Source organism: Isoptericola sp. NPDC057559 (assembly GCF_042801555.1).
Lineage (GTDB): Bacteria > Actinomycetota > Actinomycetes > Actinomycetales > Cellulomonadaceae > Isoptericola.
Map to the genome: position 1 here is coordinate 296,355 of NZ_JBHVFQ010000001.1, position 17,109 is coordinate 313,463.

Annotated in this window: 16 protein-coding genes; 9 read left to right on the forward strand and 7 right to left on the reverse strand. The window is 75.3% G+C overall.

Annotated features, from left to right (window positions below):
- Positions 1-4: 4 nt before the first annotated feature.
- Positions 5-868, forward strand: coding sequence for a hypothetical protein (locus tag ACFU5J_RS01320; RefSeq protein WP_430573503.1), 864 nt, complete (start codon positions 5-7; stop codon positions 866-868).
- Positions 869-938: 70 nt separating this feature from the next.
- Positions 939-1,373 (forward strand): arsenate reductase ArsC, encoded by a 435-nt coding sequence (locus ACFU5J_RS01325; RefSeq protein WP_430573504.1) that lies wholly within the window; start codon positions 939-941, stop codon positions 1,371-1,373.
- A 14-nt stretch (positions 1,374-1,387) separates the two neighbouring features.
- Here ACFU5J_RS01325 and ACFU5J_RS01330 read toward each other — a convergent pair whose 3' ends face one another.
- The gene (locus ACFU5J_RS01330; protein ID WP_430577554.1) at positions 1,388-2,803 is read right to left on the reverse strand and encodes an FAD-dependent oxidoreductase; all 1,416 of its coding nucleotides are present in this window, start codon (positions 2,801-2,803) and stop codon (positions 1,388-1,390) included.
- A 100-nt stretch (positions 2,804-2,903) separates the two neighbouring features.
- Between ACFU5J_RS01330 and ACFU5J_RS01335 the strand changes: the two genes are divergently transcribed.
- On the forward strand, positions 2,904-3,293 hold the full coding sequence (locus ACFU5J_RS01335; protein ID WP_430573506.1) for an ArsR/SmtB family transcription factor: 390 nt from the start codon (positions 2,904-2,906) through the stop codon (positions 3,291-3,293).
- Here the strand turns inward: ACFU5J_RS01335 and ACFU5J_RS01340 are convergent.
- Positions 3,268-4,572 (reverse strand): MFS transporter, encoded by a 1,305-nt coding sequence (locus ACFU5J_RS01340; protein WP_430573507.1) that lies wholly within the window; start codon positions 4,570-4,572, stop codon positions 3,268-3,270. The genes ACFU5J_RS01335 and ACFU5J_RS01340 overlap by 26 nt on opposite strands.
- A 116-nt stretch (positions 4,573-4,688) precedes the next feature.
- On the opposite strand from ACFU5J_RS01340, the gene ACFU5J_RS01345 reads away from it, so the two are divergent.
- A complete protein-coding gene (locus tag ACFU5J_RS01345; RefSeq protein ID WP_430573508.1) occupies positions 4,689-5,759 on the forward strand; it encodes a hypothetical protein in 1,071 nt (356 codons plus the stop codon).
- A gap of 124 nt (positions 5,760-5,883) precedes the next feature.
- Positions 5,884-8,607 (forward strand): M4 family metallopeptidase, encoded by a 2,724-nt coding sequence (locus ACFU5J_RS01350; RefSeq protein ID WP_430577555.1) that lies wholly within the window; start codon positions 5,884-5,886, stop codon positions 8,605-8,607.
- A 77-nt stretch (positions 8,608-8,684) separates the two neighbouring features.
- Here ACFU5J_RS01350 and ACFU5J_RS01355 read toward each other — a convergent pair whose 3' ends face one another.
- Complete coding sequence (locus ACFU5J_RS01355; RefSeq protein WP_430573510.1) at positions 8,685-9,530, reverse strand: LysR family transcriptional regulator; 846 nt, start codon at positions 9,528-9,530, stop codon at positions 8,685-8,687.
- Positions 9,531-9,619: 89 nt separating this feature from the next.
- Between ACFU5J_RS01355 and ACFU5J_RS01360 the strand changes: the two genes are divergently transcribed.
- The gene (locus ACFU5J_RS01360; RefSeq protein ID WP_430577556.1) at positions 9,620-10,894 is read left to right on the forward strand and encodes an MFS transporter; all 1,275 of its coding nucleotides are present in this window, start codon (positions 9,620-9,622) and stop codon (positions 10,892-10,894) included.
- Here the strand turns inward: ACFU5J_RS01360 and ACFU5J_RS01365 are convergent.
- Positions 10,867-12,345, reverse strand: a complete 1,479-nt coding sequence (locus tag ACFU5J_RS01365) for an SH3 domain-containing protein (RefSeq protein ID WP_430577557.1) — start codon at positions 12,343-12,345, stop codon at positions 10,867-10,869. The two genes, ACFU5J_RS01360 and ACFU5J_RS01365, sit on opposite strands and share 28 nt — an antisense overlap.
- Before the next feature lie 125 nt (positions 12,346-12,470).
- Between ACFU5J_RS01365 and ACFU5J_RS01370 the strand changes: the two genes are divergently transcribed.
- The 3 genes from ACFU5J_RS01370 to ACFU5J_RS01380 all read left to right on the forward strand — a co-directional run bounded on the left by ACFU5J_RS01370 (position 12,471) and on the right by ACFU5J_RS01380 (position 14,532).
- Positions 12,471-13,256, forward strand: coding sequence for an alpha/beta fold hydrolase (locus ACFU5J_RS01370; protein ID WP_430577558.1), 786 nt, complete (start codon positions 12,471-12,473; stop codon positions 13,254-13,256).
- 125 nt (positions 13,257-13,381) lie between these two features.
- Positions 13,382-13,966 (forward strand): hypothetical protein, encoded by a 585-nt coding sequence (locus ACFU5J_RS01375; protein WP_430577559.1) that lies wholly within the window; start codon positions 13,382-13,384, stop codon positions 13,964-13,966.
- A 149-nt stretch (positions 13,967-14,115) separates the two neighbouring features.
- Positions 14,116-14,532: a VOC family protein gene (locus ACFU5J_RS01380; RefSeq protein ID WP_430573515.1), complete on the forward strand. Its 417-nt coding sequence runs from the start codon at positions 14,116-14,118 to the stop codon at positions 14,530-14,532.
- 24 nt (positions 14,533-14,556) lie between these two features.
- On the opposite strand, the gene glmS is transcribed toward ACFU5J_RS01380, so the two are convergent.
- The 3 genes from glmS to ACFU5J_RS01395 form a co-directional block, all read right to left on the reverse strand.
- Positions 14,557-16,395: a glutamine--fructose-6-phosphate transaminase (isomerizing) gene (gene glmS, locus ACFU5J_RS01385; RefSeq protein ID WP_430573516.1), complete on the reverse strand. Its 1,839-nt coding sequence runs from the start codon at positions 16,393-16,395 to the stop codon at positions 14,557-14,559.
- Between the two features lie 27 nt (positions 16,396-16,422).
- Complete coding sequence (locus ACFU5J_RS01390; RefSeq protein ID WP_430573517.1) at positions 16,423-16,683, reverse strand: hypothetical protein; 261 nt, start codon at positions 16,681-16,683, stop codon at positions 16,423-16,425.
- An 87-nt stretch (positions 16,684-16,770) separates the two neighbouring features.
- Entirely contained in the window at positions 16,771-17,016 is a 246-nt protein-coding gene (locus ACFU5J_RS01395) for a DUF2180 family protein (protein ID WP_430573518.1), read from the reverse strand.
- Between the last annotated feature and the right edge of the window lie 93 nt (positions 17,017-17,109).

Sequence of the window (17,109 nt, forward strand, 5' to 3'; positions counted from 1 at the left end):
GAACATGAGCACCTCCCCCGAGCCCACCTCCCCCGCCCGCAGCCCGTGGACCTGGCGGGTGGTCGTCGTCGTGGCGGTCGTGGCGGTCGCCGTCGTCGCATGGCTGGTCGTGCGCGGCAGCGGCGGCGGGGCGCCCGCCGCCGCGCCGAGCCCCACGGCCACGACGTCCGCCGACGACCCGGCCACCGGCGCCACGGACCCCACGCCCGACGGGACGGGCACCCCGGACGCCTCGACCGACCCCACGGGCGCGGCGGGCTGTCCCGCCACCGACGACGGCACGCCGTCCGGCGCGGACACCCACGAGGTGGTGGACGTCGACGGTGACGGCGAGGCGGACACCGCCTGGCTCACCGGCGGCCCGGACCGCCGGTTCGGCATCACCACGGCGTCCGGCGCCACGTTCTCCGTCGCCGTCGACTCCGCGAGCCCGCAGCGCGCGTCCGCCGTGGTGAACGTGGTCGCGGCGGGCGACGGCACGGCGCCGGTCGCCCTGGTCGACACCGGCCGCGAGGTCCAGCTGTACTCCGCGGCGGACTGCGACCTCGCCGCCACGCAGAACCTCGCCGGCGACGCCTACACGTTCGACAAGGGCTTCACGGGCCACGGCACCGGCGTCGGCTGCACGGAGGTCGACGGCGCTCTGCGCCTCGCAGGCCTGAACGCCACGACCGGCAAGGGCGAGACGTTCACCGTGACGCGCACGTTCGTGGACCTGGACGACGACGCGCTCGCGGCCACGAACGGCGAGGAGTCCACCGTGGCGCGCGGCGCCGGCCCCGACGAGCCGGTGGTCGTCACGGCGCAGGAGACCAGCTGCGGCGAGCTGGTGGCCGGTGAGGACGGGCCGGTCGAGCCGCAGTCCTGACCGGCACCCCCGGACCCGCGCGTCCGCGCAGGCCTTGCGCCCGCAGATCGACATCGATCAATATGAGGGCATGCCCGACCGTCCCGACGCCGCCGACCGGCCGTCCGCCCTGTTCGTCTGCGTGCACAACGCCGGCCGCTCCCAGATGGCTGCGGGCTTCCTGCGCAGCCTGTCCGGCGGGGCCGTGGAGGTCCGCTCCGCGGGCTCGATGCCCGCCGACCGCATCAACCCCGTCGCCGTCGAGGCGATGACCGAGGCCGGCATCGACATCACCGCCGAGCAGCCCAAGATCCTCACCACCGACGCCGTCCAGGCCTCCGACGTCGTCATCACCATGGGCTGCGGCGACGCCTGCCCGATCTTCCCCGGCAAGCGGTACGAGGACTGGGAGCTCGACGACCCCGCCGGGCAGGGCATCGAGGCCGTGCGCCCCATCCGCGACGAGATCAGGCGCCGGGTGCTCGAGCTGCTCGCGTCGCTCGGCGTCGACCCGGTCGCCCACTGACCCCGTCGCCGCCTTCAGGCGTCCTCGCCGTCGCCCGCACGGCCGTGCGCGACGCCCGAGGCGAAGCCGACCCCGGCGGGGGCGCCCACGCCGAGCGTGACGAGCTGCGGCTCGCTCGGGGCGGTGCCGCAGCACGAGCCGCCGGCCTCGTCGTCGGCCGTCAGGGCCAGGTCGGAGGAGCACACCCCGGTGGCGGGGAGGTCCAGCTCGACGGCGTCGGCGGCCGCCCGGTCCCCGGCGAGCGCCGCGGCGACGGAGCGCACCTGCTCGTACCCGGTGGCCAGCAGGAACGTCGGCGCGCGGCCGTAGGACTTCATGCCCACGAGGTAGAAGCCGTCGTCCGGGTGGGACAGCACCGCCTCGCCGTGCGGCGGCACGGTGCCGCAGGAGTGCTGGTTGGGGTCGATGAGCGGCGCCAGCGCGCTCGGGGCCTCGACGACGGGGTCGAGGCCGAGGCGCACCTCGCGCAGCATGCCCAGGTCGGGGCGGAAGCCGGTGGCGTTGACGATCGCGTGGACGTCCAGGGCCAGGGGCTCCTGCTTGGCCGTCCCGAGCACCTGCACCGACTCGGGGCCGGGGACCAGCCGCTCGATCGACACCCGGGTCAGCAGGCGCAGCCGCCCGGCGTCGACGGCCTCGCGCAGGCGGGTGCCGAGGAGCCCGCGGGCGGGCAGCTCGTCGTCGACCCCGCCCCCGAACAGACGGCGCGCCGAGCCGCCGCGTATCGCCCACGTGATCGTGGTGCCCGGCGCGGCCTCCGACAGCTCGACCAGGTTCAGCAGGGTGTTCGCCGCGGAGTGCCCCATCCCCACGACCAGCGTGTGCCGCCCGGCGAACCGCTCACGGTCCGCGCCGAGGACGTCGGGCAACGGCCCCGTGACGAACGGCGCGGCCTCGCCCTCGCCCGCGGCGGGCAGGCCGCTCACCCCGAGCGGGTTCGACGTCGAGAACGTCCCCGAGGCGTCGACGACGGCGCGCGCGAGCACGTCGGCCACGCGGCCGTCGGCGCCCACCGTGCGCACCCGGTAGCCGCGCCGCTCGCGGCCGAGCGAGCGCGTCTTGTCCGCGCCGTCCCGCGCCACGGCGAGCACCCGCACGCCGGTACGGATCCGCGGCGCGAGCTGCGGCGTCGCGGCCAGCGGCGCGAGGTAGGCGTCCACGAGCTCGCGGCCCGTCGGGAGCGCGTCGGGGTCCGGCGCGTCCCAGCCCGTCGGCTCGAGCAGGCGCCGCGCCGCGGCGTCGACGTCGTACCGCCACGGCGAGAAGAGCCGCACGTGGCCCCAGGACGCGATCGCTGCGCCCGCCCGCTCCCCCGCCTCCAGCACCAGCGGTTCCAGCCCGCGCTCCAGGAGGTGCGCCGCCGCCGCCAGGCCCACCGGGCCCGCACCGATCACGACCACCGGCAGCTCGTTCCGCACGATCTCGCTCATCACCGCTCCTGACATCTCCGTCGGCATGCATCGACGTCCGTCGATGGGTCGATGGTGATGCACCTATCGACGGTTGTCAATATGTGCGAGGATGGCGGGCATGACGACGATCGAGCTCCCTCTGGCGGACCGGCCGGACCCCGGCGCCGTGGCAGGCTGCTGCGCCCCGTCCGTGGGAGACGTCATCGACCCCGGAACCGCCCGGGACCTGGCCCGGCAGCTCAAGGCCCTGGCCGACCCCACCCGAGTGCAGCTCGTCTCGATCGTGGCGGCGCACGACGGGCACGAGGCGTGCGTCTGCGACCTCACCGAGCCCGTGGGCCTCTCGCAGCCGACCGTCAGCCACCACCTCAAGATCCTCGTCGAGGCGGGCCTGCTCGAGCGCGAGCAGCGCGGCCGCTGGGCGTACTACCGCGCGGTGCCCGGCGCTGTCGACGGCCTCGTCCGGTCCCTGTCCGCGGCGCTCACGCCCGCGCCGTCCCGCGGGTGAGGAACAGCACCGGGATCAGCAGCAGCGACAGGATGCCGCCGCCGAGGGCCAGGGTGGCGTAGCTCGACCCGGCCATGACGACGCCGGACATCGCGCCGCCGCCCGCGCCCGCGAGGGCGATGAGCACGTCGACGGTGCCCTGCGTGCGGGCGCGCGTCGCGGGGGTGGTCGCGTCCACGATGAGCGCGGTGCCCGAGATGAGGCCGAAGTTCCAGCCGAGGCCGAGCAGCGCGAGCGACAGGATCAGGAGGCCCATCGAGTCGCCCGGCGCCACGGCGCCCGTGACGCCCGCGAGCAGCAGCGTCACGCCGGCGGCCACGGCCATCGGCACCCGCCCCACCCGGTCCACGAGGGCGCCCGTGACGAGCGAGGGCAGGAACATCGCGGCCACGTGGATGCCGATGACGAGGCCGACGTCGCTCAGGTCGTGGCCGTGGCCGCGCATGTGCACGGGGGTCATCGTCATGATCGCGACCATCGCGACCTGCGTCAGCACCATCACGGTCGCGCCGACGACGACGCCCGCGGGCACCCTCCGACCGCGCCCGTCACCGTCGGGCACCGCGGCGACGGGCGCGCCGTCGGACCGCGCGAGCTCCTGGGCGACGAGGAACGGGTCGGGCCGCAGGAACGCGAACAGGGTGGCCCCGGCGGCGAGGAACGCGACCGCCGCGAGCAGGAACGGCCCGGCCAGGGCGGGGAGGCCCAGCGACGTCGCGAGGCCGCCCAGCGGCTCCACGAGGTTGGGGCCGGCGACCGCGCCGAGCGTCGTCGAGACCATGGCGACGCTCGCCGCCGTCGCCCGGCGGTCGGGCGCCGCGAGGTCGGTGCCCGCGTACCGGGCCTGCAGGTTGGTCGACGTGCCCGCGCCATAGACGAACAGCGACACCAGCAGCAGCGGCACGACGTCGAGCGCCGCCGCGGTGACCACGCCGACGGCGCCCAGGCCGCCCGCCGCGAAGCCCAGCCCGAGGCCGACCCGTCGCCCGGCGCGCTGCGTGATCCGCCCGACGAGGAAGGCCGCGAGCGCCGACCCGAGGGTGAACAGGGCCGTCGGCAGCCCGGCGAGGCCCTCCCCGCCCAGCATCTCCTGCGCGAGCAGCGCGCCCACGGTGACGCCCGCCGCGAGCCCCGCGCCGCCCAGCACCTGGCTCGCGACGACGACGGTGAGCGTGCGGCGCTGGAGCCGGCGGCGGAGGTCGTCGTCGGTCGCGACGCGCGCGGCGGCCTCCACGACCCCGGCTCGGCCGGGGCGCGGGACGGGCTGGGGGGATGCCATCGCAGGCCTCTCGTTCGTGGTCGCCGGGCTGCGGTCGCCGAGCTGCGGTCGCCGGGCTCGGGCAGCGTAGCCCGCCCGACACGCCGCCGTGACGTGCACGCGGTACGTTCTGGCCGATGCTGACAGAGCGTGACGCCCCCGACGACGCGGGCGCGGTCCCGGGCCCGCCGATCGCGGCCCTGACCGGCTTCGACGCGGGTCAGGACGCCGTCTACCGACAGCTCGTGGACCAGCCGGGCAGCACGGTCGCCGACCTGCTCCCGCCGGGCGCCGGGCCGGCGCTGCCGGCGGCCGTCACCGCGATGCTGGAGCGACTCGTCGCGCTGGGGCTCGCCGTCGCCGAGCGGGACGACGTCGTCGTCCGCTACCGGGCGACGTCCCCGACCCTGGCGCTCGCTCCCCTGCTGGACGCCCGCCGCGCCGCGCTGCGGGAGGTGGAGGAGGCCGTCGCGGAGCTCACCGACCGGCACCGGGCCGCGCAGTCGCGCACCGGGGGCGGGCCGGTCGAGGTGGTCGTGGGGCAGGCGGCGATCCGCCGTCGGCTGCTGACGATGCAGCACGAGGCGCGCCACCAGGTCCGCACGATGATGCCGACCCCGAGCCGCACCGTGGTCATCACGTTCGCGGACAACTTCGACGAGGCCGAGCGCGGCGCGATGGAGCGCGGGGTCGCGATCCGCACCGTGATGGACGTCCGCTGGCTGGACGAGCCGGCCTCGCTGCGCGCCCTCGGCGGCTTCGTCGAGCTGGGCCAGCACATCCGGGTGTCGGAGGACGTGCCGATCAAGCTCGTGCTCGCCGACGACGACGTGGCACTCCTCCCCCTCGACCCGGTCCGCGACCAGACGGAGGAGCCGGTGTCGCTGGTGGTGCACCGCAGCGGCCTGCTCACCGCCCTGAGCACCCTGTTCGAGCAGTCGTTCCGCGGGGGCTGGCCGCTCGGGCTGCCCCGCGACGACGGCGAGGACGAGGGGGACGCCCGCCCCGACGTGGTGGACCGACGCATCCTCGCGCTGCTGCGTGTCGGGCTGACGGACGCCTCGATCGCGCACCGGCTGGGCATGGGGCACCGCACGGTGCAGCGCCGCCTGCAGACCCTCATGTCGGCGGTGGGCGCGGCGACCCGGTTCCAGCTCGGCTGGCGGGCCGCGGACGCGGGCTGGCTGGACGACCTCCCGCAGCCGTGACGGCGGCTTTGCGCCGTGGCGCCTTTGCGCCCGGCGCAGGTCCTTGCCCGGGGCTCCGGCCCCGGAGAGCCTTCTCGGCATCGAGCGCGAGGGCACGCCTCGCGCACGGGACGGGAGGGTACTGGTGACGACACGACGAGCACGACGCATCCTCGCTGCGGGCCTCGCCACGGCGACGACCGGCGCCGTGGTGCTGGCCGCGCCCGCGTGGGGCGACGAGACCCCGGCACCGACGACGGCGGCGCCCGCCGGGGTGGCGGTGGCCCCGGCGACGACGCAGGGGCTGGACGACGCACCGCGCGCGGGGACGCCGCGGCAGGCGGCACTGGCCTACATGGCCGACCACGAGGACCTGTACGACGTCCCCGCGGCGGACCTGCAGGTCGTCCGCACCACCACCGACGGCGCGCAGACCGCGGTGCGCCTCCAGCAGCGGCACGACGGCGTGCCGGTGTTCGGCGCGCAGTACGCGGTGCAGACGGAGCGGTCCGCGACGGCGCGGTCCGCGGCGCCCGCCCAGGAGGTCACCTCCGCCACGGGCACCCTGTACACCGACCTCACGGTGGCGACGACGCCGACCGTGAGCGAGGCGACCGCCCAGGGTCGCCTCACGACCCTCGACCCCACGCTGCGCCGCGTCGTCGGCGCCGAGGTGGGGCGCGGCGGGCTCGTCGTGCTGCCCGACGCGTCCGGCGGCTCCCTGACCTGGCACTTCACGGTCCGTGGCGCGCTGCCCGACGGCAGCCCGGTGCGCCAGGAGGTGTACGTCGACGCGCACGTGGGCGGCGTCGTCCTGTCGTACAACAACGTGGACGCCGTCGACGCCGACCCGGTCGAGGCGACCGGCACCCGCATGGACGGCAGCGCGGTGACCCTGCAGGCGAACCGCGAGGGCGACGGGACGTTCACCCTCGTCGACTCGTCGCGGTCGATGTTCGACGCCACCGGCGGCCAGCTGCGCACGTACGACGCGGAGCGCGCCCCGTACCTCGACCTGGCCGGCGGGCCGGTGCCGGAGTCGGTGCCGCTCGTCTCGTCCGCCACGGACGTCTTCGGCGGCGCGAGCACCACCTCCGGCGCCGTCGACGCGCACGTCAACGCGGGCAAGGTGTACGAGTTCCTCGCCGACGAGCTCGGGCGCGACGGCGTGGACGGCGAGGGCGGCACGATGTACTCCGTCGTCAACGTGTCGAGCAACGGCAAGGACTACGCCAACGCGTTCTGGGACGGCTCCAAGATGGTCTACGGCCACATGGACGGCGTACCGCTGTCGGTGGGCCTGGACGTCGTCGGGCACGAGATGACCCACGGCGTCACGGAGCACTCGGCCGGCCTCGTCTACCTCAACCAGTCGGGCGCGCTCAACGAGGCGATCTCGGACTACTTCGGCAACGCGATGGAGACCGCCGACAAGGGCATCGCCATGGACGACCCGACGTCCGGCTACGTGGGCGAGTACCTGTGCAACGGCGAGGGCACGCTCGAGGACTGCGCGCTGCGCGACCTGAACGACGGGCGCACCACGCAGGACGACTACGAGATGATCACCCTCGACATCGACAACGGCGGCGTGCACTACAACTCGACCATCGTGGGCGGGGCCCTGTGGGACCTGCGCAAGGAGATCGACCCGCGGCTCGCCGACCAGATCGTGTACCGGGCGGCCCAGAACTACCTCACGCCGCTGTCGGGGTACACCGCGATGCGCGACGCCGTGACGCTGGCGGCACAGTCGCTCGACGTCTCCGACGACGTGCTCGACGCCGTCGACGCCGCGTTCGACGCGCACGGCATCTCCGAGGGCTGGGAGCAGCGCGCCGGCACCCAGGACGGCACCGTCCTGGCGACGCAGGTGATCCCCGCCTACGAGCTGTACGGCGGCGTCGACCAGGAGGCCGCGCAGGTCTCCGGCGACACGTACGTCATCAGCCACGGCGACGCGATCGCCTGGGACCAGGGCGCGAACAGGTTCGGCCTCACGGTGGGACGGTTCAGCAAGCCGCACGGCAGCAGCGGGCACGAGGTCGCCGAGGAGGGCGCCTTCCTGCTCGACCCGTCGGTCGACTCCCGGCGCGTGGTCTTCACCAGGATCACCGCGGACGGCGTCGGCATCTACGGCGTCGGCGACAAGGGTCAGGGCGCGATCAAGCGTGTCGTGGACGAGCCCGGCGCGGACGAGACCGAGCCCGTGACCGCGAACGGCACGCTCGCGTGGCTGCGCACCACGCCCGACGGCGAGACCGACGTGATGGTCCGCACCGACGACGGCACCACCACCAACCTCACCCCCGAGGCGGGCACCGTCGCGAGCACGCTGACCATGCGGCAGGGCACGGTCGCCTGGGCGGGCGACGACGGCACCTGGGTCTACGTGCACGACCTCGCGTCGGGCGAGACGCAGAAGAAGCGCATCAGCGGCTTCCTCTTCGGGCTGGTCTCGGACATCCAGCTCACGTCCGACCGCGTCTTCTACAGCGACGACCAGCACTTCCTCCTGCCGTCCACGTCGCTCTCGTCGGCGCCGCTGGCCGACCTGTCGCAGGCGGCCAAGGTCAGGACCGCGGCGTCGCTCTACCTGGCGCAGTTCTCCGTGACGGACTCGTACCTCGCGTACTCGACGTACGACATCTGGGGCGCGCTCGGGTCGTGGCAGGGACCGCCGAAGGTGAAGGTCGCGCCGACGGCCGACGTCGTCGCCGGCTCCGCCGTGTGGGGCGCCGTGACCTGCTCGACCGGCGCGCAGCTGGCGCCGGCCCTCGGCGACGGGCAGCGAGCCGTGTGGCTCGACACGTCCGCCGCGGACACGGACGTCGTCACGCGCGCGACCTTCGCGGGCACCTGCGCCTGACGAGGGGCTGACGACGGCGCGGCGCCGGGGTGGGACCGTCCGGGGGGGCGGGCCGCCCCGGCGTCGTGTCGCGAGGATCAGGAGAGCAGCCCGACCACCGCGGGCTGGCGTGCCCGGTCGGGCCAGGCCACGCCGAGCCGGCGGGTGGTGCGGGGGCGCAGGGGCACGTAGACGGGGTCGGCGGCGTCGGGCCGCTCGGGGCGGGGCAGCACGGCGACGCCGAGGCCGGCGGCGACCAGCCCGCGGATGGTGTCGACCTCGCTGGACTCGAAGGCGATCTCCACCTCCACGTCGTGCGCGCCGAGCATCCCCTCGACGACGCCGCGCAGCTCGGTGGTGCGGGAGAACGCGACGAACCGCTCCCCCTGCAGGTCGCCCACGCCGACCCCGGCCCGGCCCGCGAGCCGGTGCCCGGGCGGGACGGCGACGCACAGCACCTGCTCGTGCAGCAGCCGCCAGCCCGTGGGGCGGGTCGTCGGCGGCGGGGTGACGAGGGCGAGGTCGAGGACGTCGTCGTCGAGCCAGCCGAACAGGTCCTGGGCGAAGCCCTGGCGCAGCTCGAAGCGTCGCGCCGGGTCGTCGCGGCGCAGGTCGGCCACGACGCGCGGCACCAGCCAGCGCGCGACGGACTGCAGGAAGCCGAGCCGCACCGTCCGCGCGCCGAGGGCCTCCTGCCGCACGTGCCGGCGGGCCACCTCGATCTCGTCGAGGACGCGCGCGGCGTCCGCCCGGAACCCGAGGCCCGCGCGGTTGAGGGCGATGCGGCGGCCGTGCCGGCGGAACAGCTCGACGCCGAGCCCCGCCTCCAGCCGCGCCAGCGTGCGCGACACGGTCGACTGGTCCACCCGCAGCAGCGCCGCCGTGTCGCGGGTGCTCTCCGTCTCGCACAGCGACAGGAACACCCGCAGCGTCTGCTCGTCCATCCGGCCTCCTCGACTCAGATGCGATTCTGGCATCAGACGACGCGTCCGGACCATTTTGCGCATCGACGCGCCGGGGGCACCGTGGACCGGTGACCGCCGCCCCCGAGCTCTCCGGCTCCCCGCGCTCCGCCGTCGCGCCCCTGGAGGGCCACCGCCCCGGGTCGCGGGCGTACCGCCGCACGCTGCTGGGCCTGATGGCCGGCGGGCTCGCGAACTTCTCCCTGCTCTACTACGTGCAGCCGCTGCTGCCGCAGGTCGCGGCGCACTACGACGTGTCGGCGGGCGCGTCCGCGCAGGTCCTGTCCGTGACGACGGCGGCGATGGCGGTCGCGCTGCTCGCCGTGGGCCCGGTCGCGGACCGGTTCGGCCGGGTCGAGGTGATGCGCTGGTCGCTGCTGGCGTCCGGCGTGCTGGGCCTCGCGAGCGCCTTCGCCCCGACGTGGGGCAGCCTCCTCGTGCTGCGCGGCCTGGCCGGCGTCGCGCTGGCCGGCCTGCCCGCCGTCGCGCTCGCCTACCTGCGCGAGGAGATGCACCCCGGCGCCCACGCGCGCGCCAACGCCGCGTACATCGCGGGGACGGCGGTGGGCGGCGCCGTCGGCCGCCTCGTGCCCGGCCCGCTCGCGGCGATCGGCGGCTGGCCGCTGGCCACCGAGGTCCTCGGCGTCACGACGCTGCTGGCCGCCGGCGCCCTGTGGGTGCTGGTGCCGAGGCCGGCCCGGTTCACGCCGCGGCCGCTGCGCCTCGCGAGCGTGGTCACGGGCACGGCGTCGGCCCTGCGCGACCCCGTCGTCGCGCTCCTGTGCGCGGTGGGCTTCGCCAGCATGGGCACGTTCGTCGGCGTGTACAACGCCGTCGCGTTCCGGCTCGAGGCCCCGCCGTTCTCCCTCGGTAGCGCCGTCACCCTCGTGTACCTGGCGTACCCGGTGGGGATCGTCACCCCGTCCGTCGCGCAGCTGCTGGCGCGACGGCGCGGGCGCGGCACCGCCGTGGTCGTCGGGCTGCTGCTCCTCGCCGCGGGCGTGGCCCTCACGGCGCCGCCGTCCGTGACGACCGTCGTCCTGGGCCTCGGCGTCCTCACCGTCGGGTTCTTCTGCGCGCACTCGCTGGTCAGCGGCTGGGCGGTGGACCGCGCGCACCGGCAGGGCCGCGGCACCGCGCAGGCGTCCAGCGCCTACCTCTTCGCCTACTACGTCGGCAGCGCCGTCATGGGCGCCGTCACGACGCACGTCTGGGACGGCGCCGGGTGGGGCGGCGTGGTCGCCGTGTCGACGGCCACCAGCGCCGTCGCCGTCGCCGCGGCGGCCGGCGCGGCCCGCCTGGACCGGAGGCCCGCGGCTCAGCGCGGCTTGGTCGCCGACAGGTAGGCGGTCGAGACGAAGCCGGTGCGCTTGCCGACGGTCACCTTCTGCCACCCCTTCGACGCCGCGCCGACGTGCGTCACCTTGGTGCCCTTCGCCAGCCGGGCGAGCACGGACGACGACGTCGACGCCTTGGCCCGCAGGTTGAGCGACGCGACGGTCACGTAGGAGACCTTGGCGGCGGGCGTCGTCGTGCCGGGCTTGGTCGCCGGCGCCTTGGTGGTCAGGTAGGACGTCGCGACGTACCCGGTGCGGGTGCCGGCCTTGACCTTGACCCAGCCCTTGGACGGCGCGGCCACCTGCGTCACCTTGGTGCCCTTCGCCAGGCGGGCCACGACGGCCGACGCCGTCGACGGCTTCGCGCGCAGGTTCAGCGACGCCGCGTTCACGTACGCCACGGTCGCCGTCGGCGCGGTGGGCGTGGTCGGCTTCGCCGGGGCCGTGGAGGTCAGGTACGCCGCCCACACGTAGCCGGTGCGCCCGCCCGTCGTGATCTTCACCCAGCCCTTCGACGGCGCGGCCACCCGCGTCACCTTCGTGCCCTTCGCCAGGTGCGCCACCACCCCGGACGACGTCGAGGCGCCCGTGCGCAGGTTGAGCGACGCGACGTTCACGTACGCCGTCTTCGCCGTCGGCGCGGCCGGCGCGGTGGTCGTCGGCGGGGCGGTCGCGGGCCGGCGCGGGGTCACGTAGGAGGCGGAGACCCAGCCGGTGCGCGCTCCGTACGTCACCTGCCGCCAGGTGCCCGACGCGGCGCCCGGCTTCGCGGTGAGCGTCGCGGCCCGCGGCACGACGGCGAGCACGGGCGACGTGGTCGACGGCCCGGAGCGCAGGTTGACCTGGCTGCTCGCGTAGTACGTGCACGACGTGGGCGTGCTGCGCACGGCGACCCGCGTCGCGGTGGCGCGCAGGTCGACCCCGCGGCCGCGGAGGTAGGTGAGCGGGTCGGTGTGCGTCGCGCCCGCGCCGTAGACGCCGTTCCACACCTCGAGGTGCAGGTGCGGGCCGGTGGAGTTGCCGCTGGAGCCGACGTCGGCGATGCGCTGCCCCGCGGAGACCTTCTGGCCCGCGCGCACGTACCGGTCGCCGTCGACCACGTGCCCGTACACGGACGAGACGGTGCGCCCGCCGATGGTGTGCCGCACCACCACGACCTGGCCGAAGCCGGGGGTCGCGCCCGCCTTCAGCACGACGCCGTCGGCGATGGCGCCCACGCGGACGCCGCGCGCGGCGCCCATGTCCTGCCCGAGGTGCCACGTCGACGCGCCCGCGACGGGCATGCAGCGGGGCCCGTAGTACGACGAGAGGGAGTACGTCTTCGCAGGCAGCGGCGCCACGACGCCGGAGGACGCGCCGGCCGGCGGGGCGACGAGCACGGAGGCCACCCCGACGCCGAGGGCGAGGGCGGCGGCCCCCAGGACCGCGCCGAGGCGCTGCTGAACCGACGATGTCTTCACTGCGCCCCCTGGCACCAGTCCGGTCACGATCGACGTGTCGGGTTGACACCGTCATCAGGACGGTAGGTCGAAACGCTTCGTTGCGCGCGGCGAACGTCGACCCGGGCCCCCCTAGGGTGGTCCCCGTGCCGTTCGCGATCGCCGAGGACTCCGCCACGATCGCCTACCAGGTGCACGGCGAGGGCCCGCCGCTCGTGCTGCTCGCCGGCCAGGCCAACTCGCACCGCTGGTGGGACCCGGTCCGCGCCGGCCTGGGCGACGGCCGCCGCACGATCACGCTCGACTGGCGCGGCACCGGCGCCTCCGGCCCCACGGACCGGGAGCTCACCGCCCGCCGGCTCGCGGGCGACGTGGCCGCCGTCCTCGACGACCTGCGGCTCGAGCGCGCGGACGTCTACGGCACCTCGATGGGCGGGCGCGTGGCGCAGTGGTTCGCCGTCGACCACCCGCACCGGCTCGACCGGCTGGTGCTGGGCTGCACGACGCCGGGCGGCGCGCACGCCGTCGAGCGCACGCGGGAGGTGCGGCGCGCGATGGTGCAGCCCGACCGGCGCGCGGCGCGGCGCGCCCTGCTCGACCTCATGTACACGCCCGCCTGGCTCGAGGCCCACCCCGGCCCGACGACGGTCGAGGGCGACCCGTCGATGACGCCGCAGGCCCGGCGCGACCACCTGCGTGCCAGCGACGGGCACGACGCCTGGGAGCACCTGCCGCGGGTGCTGGCGCCCACGCTGGTGCTGCACGGCGCGGACGACGTCCTCGCCCCCGCGGTCAACGCGACGCTGCTCGGCGACCGGGTGCCCGGCGCCCGCGTCGAGGTGCTGCCGGGGCTGCGGCACGCCTACTTCCACGAGGGCGCGGCGGTGGCGACGCCGCTGGTGCGGGAGTTCCTGGCGCCCGCCGCGCGGTGACCCCTCGGGGTGACCCCCTGAGCCGCCCCTGAGCCCGGCGTCCTCCCCCGGTCGTACGCGCGGCCCCGCAGGTTCCGCTCCCGGGCCGACGACGGCGCCCCCTGCCCGTTCGTAGCGTCGTGGACATGACGCACCACGAGCCCCGCCACAGCACCCCGACCGACCTCTCCACCGTCACGACCTCCGCCTCCCGGCGCTACCGCGGCGTCGGCGTGCTGGCCCTCGCCTCCGTCGTCGCCGTCACGACCACGGCCTGCGGCGCGATCACCGAGGCGCTGCAGGACCGGAGCTCGGGCCACACCCGGGCGTTCTCGTACGACAGCGGCGCGAGCGGCAAGGCCGCCGACGTCCTGCCGTCGTGGGTGCCCGACGGCGCCGCCGACGTCCGCGGCGTCTTCCGCACCACGGGCGACGAGGTCATCCTCACGATGGACGCCGCCCTGGCCGACCTCCCCGCGGAGTGCGCGGCCGTCGACGCCGACCACCCGCTGGTCGCGAAGCCGGCCCGCGACGGCCTCACCGTCGACGACTACCGCGTGGACGCCACGCTCAAGGCCGCCTGGTGGCCGTCCGGCCAGGAGCTGGACTCCACCCGCGTCTGCGGCGGCTGGTGGGTGGGCGCCCAGGACGGCGCGCTGTTCGCGTTCACGCCCGAGCTCAAGGCCGTGAAGGTCGAGGAGCAGCCCGACCCGTCGGACGCCCCGGCCTGACGCGCCCGCGGCGAGGGCGAGGTTTTCACCCGGCGCTCCCCCGGCGGGAGCGGCGTGCGCGCCCAGCCGGACGGATCCTGGAGGGGTCCGGCACCCTCGTGGCGGCTCCCCACGCGCGGGGACCGGCGGCACGAAGGAGTGGAACGGCGATGGTCACGACTCGGCGCGGGTTCTCCAGCTTCTCGGTGGACGACCTCGACGCGGCACGCAGCTTCTACACGGACACCCTCGGGCTCCGCGTCACCACCCTCGACGAGGGCATGGGCCTGGTGCTCCACCTCGGCGCGGGCGCCCCGGTGTTCGTCTACCCGAAGGAGGACCACACCCCCGCGGCGTTCACCGTCTTCCACCTGGCGGTCGACGACGTCGACCCGGTGGTGGACGACCTGGTCGCCAAGGGCCTCACCCTGGAGCGGTACGACGGCTTCGACCAGGACGAGAAGGGCGTCGCGCGCGGCTTCATGGAGGGCGGCGACGGCGCCTGGTTCACCGACCCGGCCGGCAACGTCATCGGCCTGATGGACGGCGAGGGGGTGCGGCAGCTCCTCGACGAGATCGGCGGCTGAGCCGCACCACCCCCGCCGCCGTCGTCACTCGACGGTGACGGACTTGGCCAGGTTGCGCGGCCGGTCCACGTCCTCCCCGAGGGCGACCGCCGCGTGGTAGCCGAGCAGCTGGGTGGGGATCGTCAGCAGGATCGGGTCGAGCTCCACCTCGTTGCGCGGCACCTCGATGCGGCGCGTGGCCGCGTCCCCGAGCTCGACGCCCGGGTGGGTGATCGCGACGACGGCGCCCCCGCGGGCGCGGATCTCCTGCGCCGCGGTGATGTTGCGCTCCAGCAGGTCGTCCGCCGGCATGATCGCGACCGTCGGCAGCTCGGGGCTGATGAGCGCGAGCGGGCCGTGCTTGAGCTCGCTGGTGGGGTACGCCTCCGCGTGGCGGTAGGTGATCTCCTTGAACTTCTGTGCGCCCTCGCGCGCCACCGGGTAGCCCCGGACCCGCCCGATGAAGAACAGGCTGGGCGCCTCGGACAGCTCCTTCGCGGCCCCGGCGAGGTCCTCCTCGCCGCCCAGGATCTCGGCGATCTGGCCGGGGACCGCCCGCAGGCCCGCGATGATCCGCTTGCCGTCCGCGAAGGACAGGTCGCGCACACGGCCCAGCGCCAGCGCGAGCAGCGCGAACCCGACGCCCATGTGCGTGAGCGCCTTCGTCGACGCGACGGCCACCTCCGGGCCGGCGTGCAGGTAGATGCCGCCGTCCACCTCACGGGCGATCGACGACCCGACGGCGTTGACGAGCCCGACGACGGTGCCGCCCTTGCGCTGCACCTCGCGGACGGCGAACAGGGTGTCCGCGGTCTCGCCGGACTGGCTGACCACCACGTACAGGGTGCTCGGCTCGATGATCGGGTTGCGGTAGCGGAACTCGCTGGCGGGCTCGGCGTCGGCGGGGATGCGCGCCAGGTCCTCGATCATCGACGCCCCGAGCTGGCCCACGTAGTACGCGGAGCCGCAGCCGAGGATCTTCACGCGCGCGAAGCGGCGCAGCTGGCGCGGGTCCAGGTTGAGGCCGTCCAGCTTGGCGGTGCCGAAGCGGTCGTCGAGGCGGCCGGAGAGCATCCGCTCCACGGACTCGGGCTGCTCGTGGATCTCCTTGTGCATGAAGTGGGCGTGGCCGCCCAGCTCCAGCTCCTCGACGGTGAGGTCGATCGTCACGGCGTCGCGGGCCGTGTGCTCCTCGTCGGCCGTGAACGTGCGGAACCCGTCGGCGGAGACGGAGGCGAAGTCGCCGTCGTCGAGCAGCACCACCTGGCTGGTGTGGCGCACGATCGCGGCGGCGTCGGAGGCCACGAACATCTCGCCGTCGCCGACGCCGAGCAGCAGCGGCGAACCGTTGCGCGCCACGACCACGCGGTCGGGGGCCTGCACGTCCACCACCGCGAGGGCGTAGGTGCCGTCGATCTGCGCGACCGCCGCCCGCACGGCGTCCTCGAAGCCGAGGCCGGCCGCGAGCTCGCGGGCCACGAGGTGCGCCACGACCTCCGTGTCGGTGTCCGAGGTGAGCTCGACGCCGTCGGCCGCGAGCCGCGAGCGCAGCACGTGGAAGTTGTCGATGATGCCGTTGTGCACCACGTGCACGCGGCCGTCGTACGAGGTGTGCGGGTGCGCGTTGCGCTCGCTGGGCTCGCCGTGGGTGGCCCAGCGCGTGTGCCCGATCCCGACGGTGCCGGTGAGGCGCGCCGGGAGCGCGGCCTCGAGGTCGCGCACACGGCCCTTGGCGCGCACCACGCGCGACGGGTGCGCCGTCGAGCGCGGGTTGAGCACGGCGATGCCCGCCGAGTCGTAGCCGCGGTACTCCAGGCGCGTGAGGCCCTCGACGAGGACGGGTGCTGCCTGCTGGGGGCCGACGTAGCCGACGATTCCGCACATGGGACGGTTGCTCCTAGCCGTAGGTGTCTAGCCGTAGATGGCGCGCCGGACCTGGCGCTCCGTGAGCTCCGGCGCCGCCACGAGGCGGTCGCGGAGCTCGGCGGCGATCTGCGTGTAGATCTCCTCGTTGCGGCGCCCGTAGGTGCGCAACGTCGCGTGCCGCCGACGCACGTAGTCCTCGACCGGTTCGCGGTACCAGGCGAGGACGTCCTCGACGACCCGCGCTGCCTCGGACGGGGAGAGCCCCGTGGAGGTCGCGATGCGGGCGACGAGATCGGCGTCGGTCACCGGGACATCATGCGCGCGTCCCCCGCGACATGCCAGATCCTGCCCGAAATCGGGCAGGATCTGGATCGAGCCGCGGCGACGCGGCCGTCAGACGCTCGGCTTCTCGCCGGCGGCGACCTCCTGCCAGGTCACCGATCCCGGCGGGGCGCACGTCACGTCGTACAACCGTCGCCCCGGCAGCCGGTACAGGGTGGGGTTGCCCGGCGTGTGCTCGTGCACGACGGCCGCCCCGACCCGCACGTGCTCCAGGCAGGCCCCGGCGCCGCACGTGGAGCAGGTCGCCACCGCCGGCGTCACGCGGTCGAACCCGGTGGCGCACTCGTAACAGTTCATCGCTCGCTCCTTCCGACGGGCCGTCGGCGGCCCTGCGGTCGATCTGACGATGCCTTCACGGTACGACCGGACACCCGCGCTCGCCGGTGGTCG

Coding starts and splice junctions, on each gene's coding strand:
- ACFU5J_RS01375 (WP_430577559.1), top strand. CDS start 13,382: ATGACGCACCACGAGCCCCGCCACAGCACCCCGACCGACCTCTCCACC.
- ACFU5J_RS01340 (WP_430573507.1), bottom strand. CDS start 4,572: ATGGCATCCCCCCAGCCCGTCCCGCGCCCCGGCCGAGCCGGGGTCGTG.
- glmS (WP_430573516.1), bottom strand. CDS start 16,395: ATGTGCGGAATCGTCGGCTACGTCGGCCCCCAGCAGGCAGCACCCGTC.
- ACFU5J_RS01395 (WP_430573518.1), bottom strand. CDS start 17,016: ATGAACTGTTACGAGTGCGCCACCGGGTTCGACCGCGTGACGCCGGCG.
- ACFU5J_RS01320 (WP_430573503.1), top strand. CDS start 5: ATGAGCACCTCCCCCGAGCCCACCTCCCCCGCCCGCAGCCCGTGGACC.
- ACFU5J_RS01330 (WP_430577554.1), bottom strand. CDS start 2,803: ATGAGCGAGATCGTGCGGAACGAGCTGCCGGTGGTCGTGATCGGTGCG.
- ACFU5J_RS01355 (WP_430573510.1), bottom strand. CDS start 9,530: ATGGACGAGCAGACGCTGCGGGTGTTCCTGTCGCTGTGCGAGACGGAG.
- ACFU5J_RS01345 (WP_430573508.1), top strand. CDS start 4,689: ATGCTGACAGAGCGTGACGCCCCCGACGACGCGGGCGCGGTCCCGGGC.
- ACFU5J_RS01325 (WP_430573504.1), top strand. CDS start 939: ATGCCCGACCGTCCCGACGCCGCCGACCGGCCGTCCGCCCTGTTCGTC.
- ACFU5J_RS01380 (WP_430573515.1), top strand. CDS start 14,116: ATGGTCACGACTCGGCGCGGGTTCTCCAGCTTCTCGGTGGACGACCTC.
- ACFU5J_RS01335 (WP_430573506.1), top strand. CDS start 2,904: ATGACGACGATCGAGCTCCCTCTGGCGGACCGGCCGGACCCCGGCGCC.